The 19,565-nt window shown below is 29.7% G+C and carries 19 protein-coding genes and 2 tRNA genes; 3 read left to right on the top strand and 18 right to left on the bottom strand.

Annotated features, from left to right (window positions below; translation table 11 throughout):
* Window positions 1–266: 266 nt before the first annotated feature.
* From truA to B3N22_RS05035, 5 genes are all read right to left on the bottom strand, one after another.
* Window positions 267–1,004, bottom strand: coding sequence for a tRNA pseudouridine(38-40) synthase TruA (gene truA / locus B3N22_RS05055; protein ID WP_286905261.1), 738 nt, complete (start codon window positions 1,002–1,004; stop codon window positions 267–269).
* 79 nt (window positions 1,005–1,083) lie between these two features.
* Entirely contained in the window at window positions 1,084–1,398 is a 315-nt protein-coding gene (locus B3N22_RS05050) for a PTS sugar transporter subunit IIA (protein WP_021803798.1), read from the bottom strand.
* Between the two features lie 91 nt (window positions 1,399–1,489).
* A complete protein-coding gene (gene celB, locus B3N22_RS05045) occupies window positions 1,490–2,905 on the bottom strand; it encodes a PTS cellobiose transporter subunit IIC (RefSeq protein WP_286905260.1) in 1,416 nt (471 codons plus the stop codon).
* Between the two features lie 46 nt (window positions 2,906–2,951).
* Complete coding sequence (locus B3N22_RS05040; RefSeq protein WP_286905259.1) at window positions 2,952–3,251, bottom strand: PTS sugar transporter subunit IIB; 300 nt, start codon at window positions 3,249–3,251, stop codon at window positions 2,952–2,954.
* A gap of 178 nt (window positions 3,252–3,429) precedes the next feature.
* Entirely contained in the window at window positions 3,430–4,827 is a 1,398-nt protein-coding gene (locus B3N22_RS05035; protein WP_286905258.1) for a glycoside hydrolase family 1 protein, read from the bottom strand.
* 189 nt (window positions 4,828–5,016) lie between these two features.
* Here B3N22_RS05035 and B3N22_RS05030 point away from each other — a divergent pair, with 189 nt between their 5' ends.
* Window positions 5,017–5,727 (top strand): GntR family transcriptional regulator, encoded by a 711-nt coding sequence (locus tag B3N22_RS05030; protein ID WP_286905257.1) that lies wholly within the window; start codon window positions 5,017–5,019, stop codon window positions 5,725–5,727.
* A gap of 17 nt (window positions 5,728–5,744) precedes the next feature.
* Here B3N22_RS05030 and B3N22_RS05025 read toward each other — a convergent pair whose 3' ends face one another.
* The 5 genes from B3N22_RS05025 to B3N22_RS05005 form a co-directional block, all read right to left on the bottom strand.
* Window positions 5,745–6,191 carry a VanZ family protein gene (locus B3N22_RS05025; protein ID WP_286905256.1) on the bottom strand — a complete coding sequence of 149 codons (447 nt, stop codon included), beginning with the start codon at window positions 6,189–6,191 and terminating at the stop codon, window positions 5,745–5,747.
* 11 nt (window positions 6,192–6,202) lie between these two features.
* Complete coding sequence (locus tag B3N22_RS05020; RefSeq protein ID WP_175550947.1) at window positions 6,203–6,370, bottom strand: hypothetical protein; 168 nt, start codon at window positions 6,368–6,370, stop codon at window positions 6,203–6,205.
* A 127-nt stretch (window positions 6,371–6,497) separates the two neighbouring features.
* Window positions 6,498–7,604 (bottom strand): glucose-1-phosphate adenylyltransferase subunit GlgD, encoded by a 1,107-nt coding sequence (gene glgD, locus B3N22_RS05015; RefSeq protein ID WP_286905255.1) that lies wholly within the window; start codon window positions 7,602–7,604, stop codon window positions 6,498–6,500.
* A gap of 34 nt (window positions 7,605–7,638) precedes the next feature.
* Complete coding sequence (locus B3N22_RS05010; RefSeq protein WP_286905254.1) at window positions 7,639–8,784, bottom strand: glucose-1-phosphate adenylyltransferase; 1,146 nt, start codon at window positions 8,782–8,784, stop codon at window positions 7,639–7,641.
* A gap of 256 nt (window positions 8,785–9,040) precedes the next feature.
* Entirely contained in the window at window positions 9,041–9,484 is a 444-nt protein-coding gene (locus B3N22_RS05005; RefSeq protein ID WP_021803804.1) for a hypothetical protein, read from the bottom strand.
* 303 nt (window positions 9,485–9,787) lie between these two features.
* On the opposite strand from B3N22_RS05005, the gene B3N22_RS05000 reads away from it, so the two are divergent.
* Window positions 9,788–10,297, top strand: coding sequence for a deoxycytidylate deaminase (locus B3N22_RS05000; RefSeq protein WP_286905253.1), 510 nt, complete (start codon window positions 9,788–9,790; stop codon window positions 10,295–10,297).
* Window positions 10,294–10,536, top strand: coding sequence for a DUF2164 domain-containing protein (locus B3N22_RS04995; RefSeq protein ID WP_238907530.1), 243 nt, complete (start codon window positions 10,294–10,296; stop codon window positions 10,534–10,536). The genes B3N22_RS05000 and B3N22_RS04995 overlap by 4 nt, the downstream gene beginning before the upstream one ends.
* A 43-nt stretch (window positions 10,537–10,579) precedes the next feature.
* Here B3N22_RS04995 and B3N22_RS04990 read toward each other — a convergent pair whose 3' ends face one another.
* The 8 genes from B3N22_RS04990 to B3N22_RS04955 all read right to left on the bottom strand — a co-directional run bounded on the left by B3N22_RS04990 (window position 10,580) and on the right by B3N22_RS04955 (window position 19,565).
* Complete coding sequence (locus B3N22_RS04990) at window positions 10,580–12,397, bottom strand: glycoside hydrolase family 13 protein (protein ID WP_286905252.1); 1,818 nt, start codon at window positions 12,395–12,397, stop codon at window positions 10,580–10,582.
* Between the two features lie 24 nt (window positions 12,398–12,421).
* A complete protein-coding gene (locus B3N22_RS04985) occupies window positions 12,422–14,857 on the bottom strand; it encodes a glycogen/starch/alpha-glucan phosphorylase (RefSeq protein ID WP_286905251.1) in 2,436 nt (811 codons plus the stop codon).
* Window positions 14,858–14,880: 23 nt separating this feature from the next.
* Window positions 14,881–16,314 (bottom strand): glycogen synthase GlgA, encoded by a 1,434-nt coding sequence (glgA, locus tag B3N22_RS04980; protein ID WP_286905250.1) that lies wholly within the window; start codon window positions 16,312–16,314, stop codon window positions 14,881–14,883.
* A 16-nt stretch (window positions 16,315–16,330) separates the two neighbouring features.
* Complete coding sequence (gene glgB, locus B3N22_RS04975; protein ID WP_286905249.1) at window positions 16,331–18,316, bottom strand: 1,4-alpha-glucan branching protein GlgB; 1,986 nt, start codon at window positions 18,314–18,316, stop codon at window positions 16,331–16,333.
* A gap of 163 nt (window positions 18,317–18,479) precedes the next feature.
* Window positions 18,480–18,647, bottom strand: a complete 168-nt coding sequence (locus tag B3N22_RS04970) for a hypothetical protein (protein ID WP_286905248.1) — start codon at window positions 18,645–18,647, stop codon at window positions 18,480–18,482.
* A 265-nt stretch (window positions 18,648–18,912) separates the two neighbouring features.
* On the bottom strand, window positions 18,913–19,047 hold the full coding sequence (locus B3N22_RS04965) for a hypothetical protein (protein ID WP_286905247.1): 135 nt from the start codon (window positions 19,045–19,047) through the stop codon (window positions 18,913–18,915).
* A gap of 360 nt (window positions 19,048–19,407) precedes the next feature.
* A tRNA-Ala gene (locus B3N22_RS04960) sits at window positions 19,408–19,483 on the bottom strand.
* A gap of 5 nt (window positions 19,484–19,488) precedes the next feature.
* Window positions 19,489–19,565 (bottom strand) — tRNA-Ile (locus B3N22_RS04955).

Below are 19,565 nucleotides of genomic sequence, written 5' to 3'. Positions count from 1 at the left end.
GGCGAACTCTGTAGGAGCTTCTTTTCAAGCTCCATCAAATTCCTTCAATTATTATGTTTAATAAAAAGTTAAACACCCTATTGCTGTAGAGGCTTCTTCTCAAGCCTCATTAGACTCATTAAAATACTATGTTTATTAAAAAGTTAAAAAGTTAAAAAGTTAAATGTTTAAACATTTAAAAAGTTAAACATTTAAAAAGAAAAACATTTAAATGTTTAAAAAGAAAAAAAGCTATTGCAAATTTAATTACAATAGCTTTAAGTTTATTAAAATGTTACATCTTTTAGTATTAACCCTTTAGGTTGAGCTATAGGACCAGCCTCTGCTCTTCTTTTTTCATCTAAAATTCTCTTTACATCCTCTGGTTTAAGTTTTCCTTTTGCAACTTCTAAGAGAGTTCCTGTAATAATTCTCACCATATTTAATAAGAATCCATTTCCATTAACCTCTATTTCTATTAAACCATCATTTTCTTTTATATCTATATAATTAATAGTTCTAACGGTAGATTTGGTATTAGGTTTTAGACTAGTAAAACTTTGAAAATCATTAGTTCCTATTAAATATTCAGCACCTTTTCTCATGTTTTCTAAATCTAATTTCTCATCAGTATGATATACATACTTTCTGTTAAAAACATTTCTAACTTTACTATTATATATTCTATAAATATAAGTTTTTGATTTAACGTTATATCTTGCATGGAATCTCTCACCAGTATCTTTTATAGATTTAACTACTATATCTTCTGGCAAAAAGTCGTATAGGTATCCCATTATAGTATTGATACTATATTCGCAATTAGTGTGGAAGTTTGCTACATAATTTTCAGCATGCACTCCTGAATCTGTTCTTCCACAACCTATTACTTGTATAGTTTCACCTGTCATTTTAGATAAAACATTTTCTAATTTTCCTTGTATAGTTAAGTCGTTATCCTTCTGTCTTTGCCATCCTTTATAGCGTGTTCCATCATATTGTATGATCATTTTTAAGTTTCTCATCTAATTCCACCTTTAGTCTATTTAATATTTATTTAAAACAATAGCCTTATTATAAATTAAAATAGACTAAATTAATAGCTTATTTTTCGTGAATCATTGTATACATGTTTATCATTTCTGTTACAACATCTTTTAATGTAGCTGTAGTTAACAATTGATCTTCAGCATGCATAAATAATATAGAGAACTCAAGCTTTTCTCCTCTTGCTTCTTTTTGAACTAAATCAAAGTGACCTTTATGTCCTTCTTTTAAATGTTCTTCTGCTTTTTTTAATGTTTCTTTAGCTTCTTCTAGTTTTTTTTCTCTTGCAAAGCCTAAAGCTTCCATTATGTATGATTTTGCTGTACCTACTTCACTTATTATTTGAAATGCTGCTAATTGTAATTCTTCCATTTTTATTCCTCCTAAATGATTTAGTTATTTATTATATTTGTGAAAAGATAACTTAGGAGAACAGCTTACGCTTATTCTCCTAAAATTTATGTTATGCAGTTACTTCTGGATTATCTAAAGCTTCTTGTCTTTCTTTTTCAGCTACCTTGTTACCTACAACTACGAATGGGAAGTATATCACAGTAGCTATTGCTAAGTTTATGAAAGCAAGAATCATAGCGTTTATGCTTCCGTTAGTATTAAAGAATGCTCCCAATCCTACTGGCATTGTCCATGGTGCCATGTTAGTGATTGGTGGAATAAATCCTATTGTATATGCTATTGTTGTAACTATAGCAAGTATAGGTTGTACAATTATATATGGTATAAATAGTACTGGATTAAGTATTATTGGAAGACCAAATAGTATTGGTTCGTTTATTTGGAATATACCTGATGGTAAACCAAACTTCGCAACTTGTCTCCAATCAGCACGTTTTGAAGCTAAGAATATAGCTATTACAAGTCCTAAAGTAGCTCCAGTTCCTCCTAAGAATATATATGAATCTATCATAGGCTTAGCCCACATGTTGAATTTTTCTCCTGCTGCAACTGCTGCATCAACTGATCCATATTTTTGGAATAAGTCAACATTTTGAAGTGCCATAACTCCCATAACTGGGCTGTCTAAAGCTGATAAAGCTAATGCTCCATGTACTCCAAAGAACCATAAGAATGCTGAGAAGAATACATATACAGCTCCTACTAATCCACCTGCATTAGTTAGTGGTGTAGCTATAAACTTAATTATAAGATCGTGGAAATTCATATCATTTGTAGCTAATATACTAGATAATGAACCTAATATAGTTAAAATTATGAATCCTGGTATTAATGAACTGAAAGAACGAGATACTGCTGGCGGAACGTTCGCTGGCATTTTTATTACCCATCCTCTTTTTACTATAAATGAATAAAGTTCTCCTACAAATAAACCTATAAGCATACCTGATATAACGTTTTGTCCACCAAAGAATGATGTTGAGAATCCTCCAACTGATTGAGTTAATTTAGATGCTACATCTATTGTTATAACTCCATCTTTTATTAGGCTTGTATAATCAATGCCTATTGCAGCTGGTGTTAATGTTATGAATGAAGCTATACCCATTAAACCAGTAGCTCCCTCATCAACATTGTTCTTTTTACCTATTTCACTAGCTAGCATATAAGGTATCATTAATGACATTATTCCTATTGTTCCATTTATAGCAGCGTTACCGATGCTTTGGAATTGAGCAATAGACTTAACAGTGTCTTCTGATAATCTTATACCCATTTGATAGAAGAAAGTTCCTTCCCCAAAGTTTAAAAATACGTTGTTAATAAGTATAAACATAGCACCTATTAATGATAGCGGCATAAGTCTTAAGAACGCATTTTTAATTGCATTTAGATAGGCATTATTTCCTATCTTCATAGCTACTGGCACAACTTTTTCTTCCAAAACAGCAATTAACTTATTCATATTTAACCCTCCAAAATAATGTTTTTATATTTTAAAAATTTTATTATTACCCTAATAATTTCAATGCTTTTTCTAATACTGCGTTTCCATCCATTAACCCGTACATTCTCATTTCTATAACATCTACAGGCTTGTCTGGATAAATTTCTTTTATCGCATTTAAACGATATTTTATTTGTGGTCCAAGTAGTATTATGTCAGCTTCTTGCCCTCTTTCACTTACTTCTGCTTCTGGATATGCAAATATATCTACATCAATGTTTTTGCTTTTAGCTGCTTCTTGCATCTTACTAACTAATAATGATGTTGACATCCCTGCTGAACAGAATAATCTAATTTTTTTCATATTAAAATCCCTCCCTTTTTAATAGATGATGTAAATGCTTACAAGGTAATTATATATCCATATCTATTAAAAGTCAATATATTATTAAATAAAAATATATACTTTTGTTTTTAAGAGATATACAATGCATAAAATCAAAAAAATCGACATCAAAAACTAATGCCGATTTTTTGAAATATTAATCAACTAACTCATTATTTTCTGCAACTTTTTTATACCATAAGCCACTTTTCTTAACACTTCTTTTAAAGTTGTTATCTAAATCAACTCTATAGAATCCATAGCGATTTTTATATGCATTAGTCCAAGACCAGTTATCTACAAATGTCCACATATGGTATCCAAAGCAATTAGATCCTTCCTCTATTCCTTTATGAAGCCATCTTAAGTGCTCAAAAAGAAACTCAATTCTATAATCGTCTTGAACCATTCCATTTTCATCTATAAATCTGTCTTCATCTTGAACTCCCATACCATTTTCTGAAATATACCAAGGTATGTTTTTGTAGTTATTTTTAATGTTTACTGCTATATCATAAATAGCCTTTTCATATATCTCCCAGCCTCTGTAGATATTCATTTTACGTTCTGGCCACTCGTAGTTATCAAAAAATGTTTCTGGCATTAAGGCTTCACTTGGATCTACTGCCTTTTCTCTTGCTTTTATTCTACGTGGTTGATAATAGTTAACGCCTAAATAATCCACTGTATTATTTTTAATTACTTCAAGATCATTTTCATGTATTTCTGGAATTATATCGTTATCTTTTATAATTTGAATTAATTCCTCAGGGTATTCCCCTAATATTGATGGATCTAAAAAGCTTCTATTAAAGAATAAATCTGCAATATTTGCTGCTTTTACATCATCAGGATTATTTATATCTCTTGGATAAGAAGGTGTAAGGTTAAGTATTATTCCTATCTTTCCATCTTCAACATTTAGCTTATGAAATTCTGCAACCGCTTTAGCACTTGATAACATAGTATTATATGCTACTTGAACAGCTCTTTTCATATCTGTTACTAAAGGATAATGGAATTGATATAGATATCCTCCTTCTACTGGAACTATAGGTTCATTATGAGTAGTCCAATATTTAACTCTATCAGAAAATAGTTCAAAACACTTACGTGCATATCTAGCATAAGCTTCTACTACTTCTCTACTTTCCCAGCCGCCTTTTTCTTGCATAGCTAAAGGCATATCAAAGTGATATAAGTTTATGATTGGTTTTATACCATTTTTTATTAGCTCATCTATAATATTATTATAGAATTCTACTGCTTTTTCATTAACTTCTCCATCACCATTTGGTATTAACCTTGACCAAGTTATTGATGTTCTATAAGAATTAAATCCTATATCTTTCATTCTTTGTATATCTTCTTTGTACAAATTATAAAAATTTGATGTATCTTGTGGCCCTACTTGATTAAAAAACTTTTCTGGATCGATTTCATACCAGTGATCCCAGATGTTTTTACCTTTACCATCTTTATTTGAAGCTCCCTCTGATTGAGGACCTGAAGAAGCTGCTCCCCATAAAAAGTTTTTTGGAAATTTATAATTCATTTATTTTCCCCCTTAAAAGTATATATTTTGGTTCAAATATTATTTTATGGTTAAATAATATCATACTTTTAATATAAAAGTCTATACTTTTAAATTTATGGTAAATATCTATTCTTATTTCATAAATTTTGTTATACTATAAATATAAACCATAATAAATATACTTTTGATATGATCAGGAGATTCATAATGCTAAAATATGTTGAGATTGCTAATGATATAAGAGATAAGATTTTGCAAGAAGTTTATATTCCAAATGAACAATTACCTTTTGAAAAGGATTTAGGCGAACAATATAAGGCTAGTAAAATGACTGTGAAAAAAGCTTTAGATATGCTTGTTGCCGAAGGGCTAATTGTTAAGAGACGTGGAGCTGGTACCTTTGTTAAAGACGTACAGATCAAGGATATTCAAAGATTATTACTTTCCAGTCAGTTTGAAGGACTTACAGCTAGTAATTATAAACATGAAGTTACTAGCCAAGTAATTGAATTTGCAGTTATTCCAGCAAATGAGGATATTTGTGAAAAACTTAAATTAGAACCTGATTCCTTTGTTTATAAAATCATTCGTTTAAGATTAATAGATGGCAAACCTACTGTCATTGAAGAGACTTATATGCCTCTAGCACTTATGCCTAACTTTAAAAAATCTATTTTGGAAGGTTCTATATATGAGTATATTGAAGATACCCTTGGGTATAAAATTCAAAGTGCTCATAGAACTATACATGTTAGAAAAGCTACTCCTTTTGAAATAGAACATCTACGTTTAGAAGAAAATGATCCTATTGCTGATGTTCAACAGGTTGGATTTTTAGATAACGGACAGCCTTTTGAATATTCACTTTCATTTCATCATTACTCATTTTATGAATTTAAGACTGTTATTATAAAATAAAAAGAAGTAGTTTTATGCTACTTCTTTCCTATTTTAAATCTATGGATTATACTAGTCACAATATATGCAAAAGCTCCTCCACTAGTGTCTATAAGTACATCTCTAAACGCTGGCCCTCTTCCTGGTACAAAAGATTGATGAAATTCATCACTACACGCATATAAAAATACAAATGCTAATGAATAATTCCAAGCCTTTCTTTTATCCATATACATTCTTAATACATTTAGCGTTAAAATATATAAAATAAAGTACTCTGTAAAATGAGCCCCTTTTCTTACAACAAAATTGGCTAAATTCCCCAAATGGCTGTTAAGGTCTAATCCTAATACATTAAATATATATATTACTAGTTTACTTTGTTCATCTGATACATCTCCAGGCAATTGAGAAAAGATAAATATTACTATCATCCAAGCTATCCATAATATCCATCTTATCAATTTTCTGTTTTTGTCATTCATATAATCAACCCTTACTTTAGTTTTTTTATTATATTATATCTATCTCTTAATAGATAAGTAAAGGCTAAAGATATTAAACCTACTCCTATAAATCTTGTAGAGTTTTTAACAAACAAAATCATCATTATCCCAAGTACTATAACCATTATATCTATCAAACACACGTTACTCTTTTTCATTATATCCACCCCACAATCTTCTATATAAATCACTATCTTTTAATAATTATAGCCTGTTTCTCTATAATTGTTTATTAAATCAACCTTAAATTTACAGTTTACTGTAAAAAGATTGAGAGGTGGCCCCTTAAAATACTCTTTCTTTTTCCATAACTAGTGGATGCTTCTCTAAACCCTTTAAAACTTCACCTTTTTCCACATGACCATATTTATCAATAAGAACATTCTCTAAGCTAGCATCTTCTGCTATTATTACATTTTGAAAAATAATGCAGTCTTTTAGTTTTGCATTTTTTCTTATATGAACACTTCTAGAAATAACACAATTTTCTACGCTTCCTTCTATATAACATCCGTTGGCTATTATAGAATTCTTAACATCACTATCTTTAGTATATTTTGTTGGTCCCCCATCTTTAGTTTTTGTATATATTGGACCATTATCAAAAAATAACTCTGTATTTATCTTTACATTTAATAAATCCATATTAGCTTTGTAGTAAGAGCCTAAGGAATCTATACAACTTAGGTAACCTTTAAATTCATAAGCATTTACTTTAAGTTCATCTAGCTTTTCATAAATAGCTTTTCTTATTTTTCTATACTTACCTGTTTTTATACAATCATAAATTATCTCTATAAATAAATCTTTTTTCAAAAGAAACATTTCCATACATATATTAAGTTCTTTATTACTTCCAATGTTTTTGCCTACACTTTTTACTCTATTTTCCTCATCTATGCTTAATGCATCACAATTTATAAAACTACTATCACCATTATTTATTTTTTTATAAACTACTGTAACATCTGAGTTGTTATTCTCATGATATTCACTAATTTTACTAAAATCTATATTACAAATCATATATGATGGAGCCATTAGTACATACTCTTGTCTACTGAACTTAAAAAACTCAATATTATTTGCGAATATATGCACGTCATCATAGTATAAATCGTCATCTGAAAAATTAAAAACTCTTAGTCCATCTATCTTTCTATGCAAGTCCCAAGGTCTACCGTTACTTAAGTGATCTATTAAAGACCTTGATTTATTTTTTGTGAAAATTCCTATATTATTGATACCAGAATTAGTCATATTTGAAAGTATAAAATCTATAATTCTATATCTACCCGCCATAGGTATAGATGCCAATGGTCTAGTTCTAGTAAGTTCATTTATTCTTCCCTCATTTTCATCTAGGTTTATGATTCCCATATAACTTTTCAAAATCCCACTCCCTTTATCTATATAAGCATTCGGTTTATTCCATTATGGTACCACTTTTAATATCTTCTTTAGCTGGTATTACAGTTATATTATTTCCATGCCCTATTCTACACTCTCTTCTAATTGTTACATTATTTCCAACTATAGCTTTATCGATAATTACATTTTCACCTATTTTAGTGTTTGGCATTATTACAGAGTTTTTTATCACTGTATTTTTACCTACAAATACTCCAGGAAATAAAACTGAATTTTCTACTTCTCCATGAACTATACATCCCTCTACTATCAAGGAAGATTTTACACTTGCATGTGGCCCTATATATTGAGCTGGTCTTACTGGATTAATAGAATATATTCTCCATTCATTGTCATATAAGTTCAATTCATTATCATCTTTTAATAAATCCATATTAGCTTCCCAAAGACTTTCTATAGTACCAACATCTTTCCAATATCCTTCAAACGGATATGCCATTAACTTCTTACCTTGCTCTAGCATTTTAGGTATTATATTTTTCCCAAAATCATTATTGGAGTTTTTATCAGCTTCATCCTCTTTTAATAGTTTTTTTAATGTTCTCCAATTAAAAATATATATTCCCATAGATGCCTTAGTGCTTTTAGGCTCAGCTGGCTTTTCTTCAAACTCATATATACTTAAATCTTCTCTTGTATTCATTATTCCAAATCTTGATGCCTCTTCTAAAGAAACATCAATAACTGCAATGGTTACATCCGCTTCATGTTCTTTATGGAAATCTAACATTTTTTCGTAATCCATTTTATAAATGTGATCACCTGAAAGTATTAACAAATATTCTGGATCATGGTCATCTACAAAAGGTATGTTTTGATATATAGCATTTGCAGTTCCCTTATACCAATTTCCTCCCTTTTCTTCTTGATAAGGCGGTAGAATATTTACTCCCCCATCTCTTCTATCCAAATCCCAGGGGTCTCCTATTCCTATGTGAGAGTTTAATTCTAGTGGTTGATATTGTGTAAGCACGCCTACCGTGTGAATATTAGAATTAGAACAATTGCTTAGAGTAAAATCTATAATTCTGTATTTTCCTCCAAATGGCACAGCTGGTTTTGCTAACTTTTTAGTTAATACTCCTAATCTAGATCCTTGTCCACCAGCTAAAATCATAGCAATAATGTTTTCTTTGACCATTTTATAACCTCCCTTTCTAATGATATTTTTCTTGAATAGATAAAATTATCAATCTATTTCATTATCATTTGCTTAAGTTTATCCTCATTACAATTTTTCCCATATGCTCTAATTATAGCAACATCCCTGCATTACTTCAATAAGCTTTTCTGTATTTATATGGAAAGCGAACTTTTTTACATATCCTTCATTTATGAAACGAATTCATAAATAAAAAGAGAGTACTACTAGGCTTTAATTAGTACTCTCATAAATGTTAACTACGCTCAGTTAAGAACTTTGAAACATATGCCAAGGATTCTTCTATTAAATCTTGTCCATTCTCTAACTCTTCCATCTTTTTCTCTAAGGAAAACATACGTTGATCTAATAGAGTTATCCTATCTTTAACATCATTTAAAATTTTACTTTCATAATTAATTTGATTGCCATATTCATCTAAATAAATGTGTTCTGGAGGTCCACCACATTCTACGCATTTTAAATATATACCCTCTTTATCTCTGTCTCTAAATATTTTAAATGTATCATTTCTACACCTAGAGCATTCTGATAATAAAGTATAATCATAATAACTCACATCTATTTCATAATTACTTCCACATTCTTTACAAGTTAATATTAATTTTTCATCCTTATTTTCTAAATAAAAACTATTTCCACTGCATCCTTCCTTTTCACACACCACAGTTCTTATCACAAATATCACCTCCTAGATATTTAATATGTTCAGTTTAATACATTTATTCCTATATATTTATGTGAGATAACTATTTTTGAAAATCAAAAAGAGCCAACTTTAAAAGCTGACTCTCAAGCTATAGGTGAATTTTAATGGAGGATATACTTAACGCTTAATTTTATATTTTATCGCTAGTAAATAAATAAAAAGTGTTAAGTTTATTAAATATAGTATACTCTAATTGATAATTATTTTCAATACATTTATATAATAAAAAAAGTTATAATGTAATTATAATATTTTATGTAAAGGAGTTTATTTATGGTTGACACTAAAAGAGAAAATTATATATCTTGGGACGAATATTTTATGGGGATTGCTCTTATCTCCTCATTAAGAAGTAAGGATCCTAATACTCAAGTTGGCTCTTGCATAGTTAATTCTGACAATAAAATAATCGGAATAGGTTATAATGGACTTCCTAAAGGCTGCTCTGATGATGATTTTCCTTGGGGGAATTCCGGAGATTTTTTGCAAACAAAATATCCATATACCTGTCACGCTGAGCTAAATGCCATATTAAACAGCATAGGTACTAGCTTAGAAAATTGTAAAATATATACTACCCTTTTCCCTTGTAATGAATGTACTAAAGCACTTATACAGGTTGGAATAAAAGATATAATATATCTTTCAGATAAATATTCAGATACAGATATAGTAAAGGCATCTAAACGTATGCTGAATACTGCAAACGTCACATTTACTAAATTTGAAGCTAACAGAAAAGATTTACTGATTTCTTTTGAAAATATGGAGGATACGAAATGAGTGCACAGAAAAAAAATGAACTTGAACTATCAAAAGAAAAAAGAGAAGAAATGATATCTTTGATTAAAACTTATTTCTATAATGATAGAGATGAAGAAATAGGTGACTTAGCAGCAAGCTTAATCTTAAACTTCATTGTAGATAAACTTGCTCCTGAATTCTATAATCAAGGAGTTATTGACTCATATAAATATATGGGGAATTCAATTGAAGATTTATTATCTATCCAAAGATATTAAAAAAATTACTATGAGAATTTAAATCTCATAGTAATTTTTTATTTTATTCTAATATTACACCCTCAAGTGCTTTTAATACTAAATTCCCATTTATTATAGGTTTTCTAATATTAGTAATAAGGTCTTTTTTGTATATAACTTTACTTTTCTCAGGAAGTATAACTTCCTTTTCTTCAGATAGGTTTCTATTAACAGCTATATATAGATATTTATTATTTAATCTTCTTCTAAATAACAAAATATCTTCTTCTGAATTAATAAATTCTATATCTCCATCTATCAATTCTTCATTTTCATTCCTTATAGAAACCATTTTTTTATACATATAGAAAATCTCTTTATCTTCTTTTCCCCATGGAAAGGTCTTTCTATTATCAGGATCTTTTCCACCTGTTAGACCTGCTTCATCACCATAATATATAAGTGGAACACCCACCATAGTCATCTGAATAATTAATGCCAGATTAATCAAGTCCTTTCCACCTAATGAAGTTAAGATTCTCTCAGTATCATGGTTTCCTAAGATATTCATAAGGCTATAAAAGTTTTCTTTTGGGTAATTCTCTTTTAAACTTAAAATAATCTTAGAGAATCTATCAGAAGTAGTATCCCCTCTTAAAAATGAAATTAATGCATTCTTTAATGGATAGTTAGTGACTGAATCTAGCTCTTTGCCAAGAAAATATCTTCTTTTTACTCCATAGCTAACCTTATTAGATGCATCTTCCCAAACCTCACCTATTATAACTCCATCTGGATTTTCTTTTTTAACTCTATCCCTTAATATCTCAATAAATTCGTCTGGAAGCTCATCCGCTACATCCAATCTCCAGCCATATACCCCTAAACTCATCCACTTGGATATAACAGACTCCTTATTTCTTATAATATAATCAAGGTATGTTGGATTCATTTCATTTACATTTGGCAAATCTTTTATTCCCCACCAACATTCATAATCATCTGGATAATTATAAAATCTATACCAATCATAATAAGGTGAATCCTTTGACTCATAAGCACCTAAAGAATTTTCATTTTTATATTTATTAAAATATATAGAGTCCTGTCCAGTATGAGAAAAAACACCATCTAATATTATCCTTATACCTCGCTCTCTAGCTTTTAGGCATAATTCTTTAAAAATCTTTTCATCTCCGAACATCTCATCAATTTTTTTGTAGTCCCCTGTATTATATTTATGATTTGAGGAAGCTTTAAATATAGGATTAAAATAGATTATAGTAACACCTAAACTTTTCAAATAATCCAGCTTATTTATTACGCCCTTTAGGTTTCCTCCATAAAAATCCCATCTTGCTATATCTCCATTATGATCTTTTATATACATAGGCTCATCATCCCACCTACCATATATAAAGGAGTTTTTCTTAGGATTACTAACCAAACCATTTTCATTTCCGTTATAGAATCTATCTACAAATATTTGATATATTACTCCATGTTTATACCAATTAGGTACTAAAGCTTCTTCGTAAATTGTTATCTGAAACCCCTTAGGATTATGATAATATATTTGTCCTTCTCCGCCTAATTCTTCTTCATTATTCCCGTAATAAACTATATTCTCATTAATCTTAAATGAAAAATAATATTTAACAACTCCAACTTTATTGAGCTCCAAAACTATTGAGTATTTCTCTTTTCCATACTCTAAAATTTTCCTATTCATAGGTATAATTCTCATCTCATTATTGAAATCAATAATATTTAGAAAAACCTCATGAATATTTACTTGAGCTTCTAAAAATAATTCTACTTTTGTATCTACTCTCACTGCTCCAAAGGGTTTTCTAAAGCTTAAGTCTTGAGAGTTATGATATATAGTTACATTGTCCATATTCACTATCCTCTCATATTAATTTTATAAATTTTTATATAGATAGCCTGATCCCCATATACCTGTAGCATATTCTTTTATAGTTCTATCACTTGAAAAAATACCTGAGTGAGCTATATTAACGCAACTCATCTCCTGCCATTTCTCTTTATTTTTATATAATTTATCTACTTTTTCTTGAGCCTCAATATAAGAAGCAAAATCTTTTAAGACAAAAAATTCATCATTATAATTTAATAAATTTTCATAAATAATTCTGAATCTATCCTTTTCATCATGATAAAATCCATTTACAAGTTGATCAGTTATCTTTATTAATCTTTCATCGCCATTTCTTGTATCCCAAGCCGAATACTTTCCATGCCTATAATACTCTAAAACTTCCCTCTCTGTTAGACCAAAGATAACTATATTATCGTCTCCAACCTCATCTCTAATCTCCACATTTGCTCCATCAAGAGTAGCAATTGTTATAGCTCCATTCATCATGAACTTCATATTACTTGTTCCTGAAGCCTCTTTTGTAGTTGTTGATATTTGCTCACTTAATTCTGTAGCCGGTATTATATCTTCAGCTAAGGATACTCTGTAGTTCTCCATAAAAACAATTTTCATTTTATCTGAGACTCTAGGATCATTATTTATCTTGTCTGCTAGTGCAGTTATAAGCTCTATGGTCTTTTTAGCTAAATAATAAGCTGGTGCTGCTTTTCCTGCAAATATAAAGGTTCTTGGAGCTATATCAAGACTAGGATTTTCTAATAGCTTATTATATAAATCCATTATCCTAAGGGCATTTAAAGTTTGTCTCTTATATGCATGAATTCTTTTTACTTGAACATCGAAAATAGAGTTAGTATCTACTACTATTCCTTGATTATCCTTAATAATCTTTGCTAATTTTTGTTTGTTTTCATTTTTTATTTTAAATAAGCTTTCTTTAACAAAACCGTCATTTTTAAACCTTTCAAACTTCTCCATATCCGTCGGATGTTTAATCCAGCTTTCTCCGATAGTTTCATTAAGCAAGCTAGTTAACTTAGGATTTGCTTTTATTAACCACCTTCTATGAGTAATTCCATTTGTCTTATTGTTAAACTTTCTAGGATACATGTAATAGAAATCAGACATTTGCTGATTTTTTAATATTTCTGTATGAAGTTTTGCAACCCCATTAACACTATGGCTACCTACTATAGCTAAATGGGCCATTCTTACATATCCATCTCCTACTATAGCCATTTGAGATATCTTATCCCACTGCCCTTCATACTTACTCCATAATTCTCTTGTAAATCTTTCATTTATTTCTTCTACTATCATAAAGATTCTAGGTAATAACTTCTTAAACATATCTATCGGCCATTTTTCTAAAGCCTCTTGTAAAATAGTATGATTAGTATAAGATACGGAGTTTGTAGTTATTCTCCAAGCATCTTCCCATGAAAGGCCTTCTTCATCTAATAGTATTCTCATAAGTTCTGGAATGGCTAGGGTTGGATGCGTATCATTTATGTGTATTGCTATTTTTTCATTTAATAAACATAAATCTCCTAGATGTTTTTTATAATGTCTAATTATACTTTGTATACCTGCTGATACAAAAAAGTACTGTTGCTTAAGTCTTAATATTTTTCCCTCATAGAATGAATCATCTGGATAAAGAACTTGAGATATAGCCTCTACTGAGTTTTTATATTCTATAGCTTTTAAAAATTCTCCTCTACTGAAAGATGAAAAATCAAACTCATTTACTACAGGTTCAGCACTCCAAAGTCTCAATGTATTTATTACTTCATTCTCAAAACCTACTATTGGAGTATCATATGGAACTGCTAATACAGGCTCATAATTAATATGAGTGAAGGTCAATCTTCCTCCTATATACTCAGTTTTTATTTCTCCTCCAAATTTTACAACCTCAGCCTTGTCTGTTTTTTTAATCTCCCATACATTACCTTCTCTTAACCATTTATCAGGAGATTCAACCTGAGAACCTTCTATTATTTTTTGTTCAAAAAAACCATACTTATATCTTATTCCACACCCATTACCAGGTATCTTTAAAGATGCCATTGAATCTAGGAAGCAAGCTGCGAGTCTTCCTAAACCACCATTACCTAAGCCTTGGTCCTGTTCAAAATTTTCTAACTCTTCAAGGTCTACTCCTAGTTCCTTTAATGCTTTTTTACAAACATCTCTTATTCCAAGATTTAATAAACTATTTCCTAATAGCCTTCCTAAAAGAAATTCCATAGAAAAATAATATACTTGTTTCTCTTTCTCTCTGTTATATCTTTTATTAGTTTCTATCCACATTCTAGATACGTAATCTCTAATTAAGCTCCCTAAGGTTTCGTATTTATTTAAATTAGTCCCCTCATCTAAGTCTTTTCCGTGTAGTTCTATGAATTTTTGTATATAATCTTTTTTAAATCTATCTTTGCTTATTGTGAGCATGGTCATCACTCCCGTAATATTATTTAAGTATTAACCAAATCCTTATACATATCTAGATATACTTTAGCTGATTTTGTCCAGCTATTATCAGCGTTCATAGCTTCCCTAACTAACCCCGTCCATATTTCTTTATTCTTAAAACATTCTAACGCAGTGGTTGTGGCTTCTAAAAACTCATTCGAGTTGAAATTTTTAAAAGTGAACCCTCTGCCAGTTCCCTCATATTTATTATATGGTATTACAGTATCTTTAAGTCCTCCTGTCTCTCTAACCACAGGTATAGTGCCATATCTTAAAGCAATTAACTGTCCAAGACCACATGGTTCAAATAATGATGGCATAAAAAATATATCTGAAGCTGCATATATCTTATGTGCTAAAGCATCATTAAATTTAATATTCGTAGATACCTTTTCTGGATATCTATAGTGTAAATTTCTAAAATGCTCTTCATAGATACTATCACCAGTACCTAAAATAACTAGCTGAACATCATCCTTTAATATTCTGTCTGCAATATCTATAACTAAATCAATTCCTTTTTGGCTTGTTAATCTTGATATTATAGATATCATAGGCACATCTTCTCTTACAGGAAGATTTAACTCTGATTGAAGCAATTTCTTATTTAGACTTTTTTTATTTATAGTCTCAAAACTGTAATTTTCATATATACTTTTATCTGTTTCAGGATCATAGCTCTCATAATCAATCCCGTTTAGTATGCCAATTAGTTGATGGTTTCTACTTCTTAAGAGCCCATCTAATCCTTCTCCATAATATTCTGTTTGTATTTCTTCTGCATAGCTAGAACTAACTGTTGATACTTTATCAGAATAATTAATTCCACCTTTCATAAAAGATACTCCACCATTAAATTCTATGCTTCCATTGTTATATGGTTCCATATCATAGCCAAAGAGCTCTGGAAGTATATTAGGATCAAAAACTCCCTTAAACAATAAATTATGAATACTGTATACTGATTTAATTCCACTATAAAAACTATCCTTTGAATACTCTAATTTTAAAAGCATCGGAATTAACCCACTCTGCCAATCATTACAGTGAACTACATCTGGTTTGAATTCTAACTCCTTCATAGCCTCCACTACTGCTCTATCAAAAAATGCAAATCTTTCTCCATCATCATAATAACCATATAATCCATCTCTTGAAAAATACTGTTCATTATCTATAAAATAATATCTTACACCTTTTATATCATATTCAAAAATCCCACAATATTGTCTTCTCCATCCAACCTGTACCATAAACCACTTTACGAATCTTAATTTATCTTTATATTCATTCTTCAGATCCTTATATTTAGGTAATATTACCCTAATATCTACCCCTTCTTTATTTAGCTCTTTAGGCAAGGCACCTGCTACATCCCCTAGACCACCTGTTTTTATAAATGGATCTGCCTCAGAAGTTACAAACAATATTTTCATAAAATACCCTCCACACTCACTTACTTTCAACTAATTCATCTTCTAATATTTCTTCCTCAATTTTTTGTGGCTTTAAGATCAATGTTGCCATAGGTGGAACCTTAATTTTTATACTATATTTCTCCTTATGCCAACCTTGTGGACTAGCTGTAATAATTTCATCCATAACTTGTCCAGACCCGCCATAACTGCTAGCATCACTATTAAACAACTCATAATATTGACCTAAATATGGAACCCCAACCTTAAAATCATAATACACCTTAGGAGTAAAATTACATATTACTATTAAAGTATCTTTTTTATCTTCTCCCATCCTGCAGTATATAAATATACTTTGATCTTTATTATCTGCATCAATCCATTTAAATCCATCAGGCTCATAATCTAATTGCCATAAAGCCTTTTCAGTTTTATATAACTTATTTAAATCCTTATAAAATTCTTGAGTTTGCTTGTGTCTTGGAAATTCATCTATAAGTTTCCACTCAAGCTGCTCATAACTTCTCCATTCTATAAATTGAGCAAATTCATTCCCCATAAAGGTTGTTTTTTTACCTGGATGGGTCATCATAAAACCTAAAAATGCTCTTAATCCAGCAAACTTATTCCAATAGTCTCCCCACATTTTATCTATTAAAGATTTCTTTCCATGTACAACTTCATCATGAGATATTGGAAGAATAAAGTTTTCTGTATAATGATACATCATAGCAAAATTAATTAGATTATGATGATACTTTCTATATATAGGATCTATCTCAACATATTTTAATACATCATTCATCCATCCCATATTCCATTTAAAATTGAAACCTAATCCACCTAGCTCCACGGGTTTGGTTACCATAGGCCAGGTTGTTGATTCCTCAGCAATCATTAAAATATTAGAAAACTCTTTAAACACTGCTGTATTTAATTGTTTAATAAATTCTACTGCTTCTAGGTTTTCACGTCCTCCATATTTATTAGGACTCCACTCTCCTTTTTCTCTTCCGTAATCTAAATATAATATATTAGCAACTGCATCTACTCTCAATCCATCTATATGAAATTCTCTAAGCCAATACAATGCATTAGATATTAAAAAACTCTTAACCTCTGGTCTTCCTAAATCAAAATTTGCAGCTCCCCACCCCTTATTTTCTTGTTTACTTAACTCTTCATACTCATAGGTAACTGAACCATCATACTTATACAAACCATGATTATCCTTACAAAAATGTCCTGGTACCCAATCTAAAATAACGCCTATTCCTTCATTATGTAGAGCGTTTATAAGCTCCTTAAACTCATCTCTTGTTCCATATCTACTAGTAACAGAATAATACCCAACTACCTGATACCCCCAAGAATCATCAAGAGGATGCTCCATTATTGGCATCAATTCTACATGAGTGTAACCCATATTTTTCACGTATTCTGGTAATTTTTTTGCTAGCTCTAAGTAAGATAGAAATTCTCCATTCTCATCAGTCCGCCATGACCCAAGATGAAGTTCATATATATTTACTGGGCTCTTATAAACATTAGTTTTACCTCTTGAATTTATCCACTTTCTATCTTTCCATCTATATTTTAGATCTCTAGTTATAATCGATGCCGTGTTAGGTCTTAATTCACTATATATTGAATATGGGTCTGACTTTAATATAACTTGATTCTGTTCAGTAGTTATAGCATATTTATAAACCTGTCCTTCCTTCATACCAGGAATAAAGGCACTCCATAAACCAGATTTTGTTATTTTCTCTAATGCATATTCCTCAAGAACCTCCCAATTATTAAAGTCTCCTACTAAATTTATTGCTTTTGCCTTGGGTGCCCATGTTGTAAAACGAACACCTCTTTTTCTTTTCTCAGTAATAAGATGTGCCCCCATAAATTTATATGCATTATAATGACTACCATTATGAAATAGATATGTATCATAATCTGATATATTTTTAATATCTATTATTGCTGTCTTTTTATCCTCTATTTTATCTTTAAGTTCAACCATATTCTCAACCCCTTGAAATCTTAATAATGTAATTATAACATAATTTTCCATAAATTCTATAGTATTGATATTTTTTATAAGTTACATAATTTAAAACCTTTCCATAATCCATTTAGATATAAAACAAAAAGCCGCATTAAGCGACTTTTAAAATTTATTAAATCTATTCATCTTTTTTATCTTCTAATTTTATTTGTTTCTCTAGTTCATCTATCTCTTCGTCTATTTTGTTTGTATTTTTACCCGCTAAAATTAATTCTCTTTTTTTCAGTTTCAATTCTACTAGTTTTTCTTTCAGCTCTTGTATTTTTGACATAGAAACACTCCCCATCTTCCACTCTCTTTTTCCCAATAATTTTATATAATTAACAAGTAAAAAATACTATACTTATATAATATGTTTTTTTAAGTTCGATGCCAATTTACATTAACCCCTTAAACGTATTCAAGTCATCTTATTTATACATTTATATAAATTTTTTCATTTAATTATATACAAAAACAATACCCTAAAACTTTTCTAATATAATTATTATTTTAAAGTATAGTTCCTTGCATTTCAATATAATTAATAAAATATATGTCATTCCTAATATTTACTTTAACTTTATATTACATATATAAGATTTCACTAGTTCTATAAATACACTCAGAATTATAGTTATTACTAAAAATCCATATCCAAAATCTAATCTAAATGATGTATTTACTTTTCTATAATTATAAACCATAAGCCACCCAGCTCCTAGAGATTTCTGATATATGTCCTGTAACTCATATCCCCTACTTTTTATAATTATCATAAAAATTAGAAAAATAAATATTAAAATAAAATATTTAATAATGTTTATAAATCTTTTTAAACTCAAAAAATTCATCACCTTTAATTAATCCTTATGTAATATATGAAAAAGCTAAAAAAATAATGCTTATTTTTAATTATATCTTGTAGCAAAATATTTAAATACGATAATGGAACATTTTTAGTTTAAGATTAGTCATGAAAATAAGGTGAAGAATAAGATGTCGTTAGCATAAAAATATGAAATAATTTAAAACAAAAAAGACACATGTTCGACATGTGTCTTTTTTGGTGGAGATAAAGAGATTCGAACTCTTGACCCCCTGCGTGCAAGGCAGGTGCTCTCCCAACTGAGCTATACCCCCAAAAATGGTGGACCTTCAGGGACTCGAACCCCGGACCTACCGGTTATGAGCCGGTTGCTCTAACCAACTGAGCTAAAGATCC

It is taken from the genome of Clostridium sp. UBA1652 (assembly GCF_002320975.1).
Lineage (GTDB): Bacteria > Bacillota > Clostridia > Clostridiales > Clostridiaceae > Clostridium_T > Clostridium_T intestinale.
This window is presented reverse-complemented; position numbering and strand designations above follow the sequence as displayed.

Coding starts and splice junctions, on each gene's coding strand:
- truA (WP_286905261.1), bottom strand. CDS start 1,004: ATGAGAAACTTAAAAATGATCATACAATATGATGGAACACGCTATAAA.
- B3N22_RS05050 (WP_021803798.1), bottom strand. CDS start 1,398: ATGGAAGAATTACAATTAGCAGCATTTCAAATAATAAGTGAAGTAGGT.
- celB (WP_286905260.1), bottom strand. CDS start 2,905: ATGAATAAGTTAATTGCTGTTTTGGAAGAAAAAGTTGTGCCAGTAGCT.
- B3N22_RS05040 (WP_286905259.1), bottom strand. CDS start 3,251: ATGAAAAAAATTAGATTATTCTGTTCAGCAGGGATGTCAACATCATTA.
- B3N22_RS05035 (WP_286905258.1), bottom strand. CDS start 4,827: ATGAATTATAAATTTCCAAAAAACTTTTTATGGGGAGCAGCTTCTTCA.
- B3N22_RS05030 (WP_286905257.1), top strand. CDS start 5,017: ATGCTAAAATATGTTGAGATTGCTAATGATATAAGAGATAAGATTTTG.
- B3N22_RS05025 (WP_286905256.1), bottom strand. CDS start 6,191: ATGAATGACAAAAACAGAAAATTGATAAGATGGATATTATGGATAGCT.
- B3N22_RS05020 (WP_175550947.1), bottom strand. CDS start 6,370: ATGAAAAAGAGTAACGTGTGTTTGATAGATATAATGGTTATAGTACTT.
- B3N22_RS05010 (WP_286905254.1), bottom strand. CDS start 8,784: ATGGTCAAAGAAAACATTATTGCTATGATTTTAGCTGGTGGACAAGGA.
- B3N22_RS05000 (WP_286905253.1), top strand. CDS start 9,788: ATGGTTGACACTAAAAGAGAAAATTATATATCTTGGGACGAATATTTT.
- B3N22_RS04995 (WP_238907530.1), top strand. CDS start 10,294: ATGAGTGCACAGAAAAAAAATGAACTTGAACTATCAAAAGAAAAAAGA.
- B3N22_RS04990 (WP_286905252.1), bottom strand. CDS start 12,397: ATGGACAATGTAACTATATATCATAACTCTCAAGACTTAAGCTTTAGA.
- B3N22_RS04985 (WP_286905251.1), bottom strand. CDS start 14,857: ATGCTCACAATAAGCAAAGATAGATTTAAAAAAGATTATATACAAAAA.
- glgA (WP_286905250.1), bottom strand. CDS start 16,314: ATGAAAATATTGTTTGTAACTTCTGAGGCAGATCCATTTATAAAAACA.
- glgB (WP_286905249.1), bottom strand. CDS start 18,316: ATGGTTGAACTTAAAGATAAAATAGAGGATAAAAAGACAGCAATAATA.
- B3N22_RS04970 (WP_286905248.1), bottom strand. CDS start 18,647: ATGGGGAGTGTTTCTATGTCAAAAATACAAGAGCTGAAAGAAAAACTA.
- B3N22_RS04965 (WP_286905247.1), bottom strand. CDS start 19,047: ATGGTTTATAATTATAGAAAAGTAAATACATCATTTAGATTAGATTTT.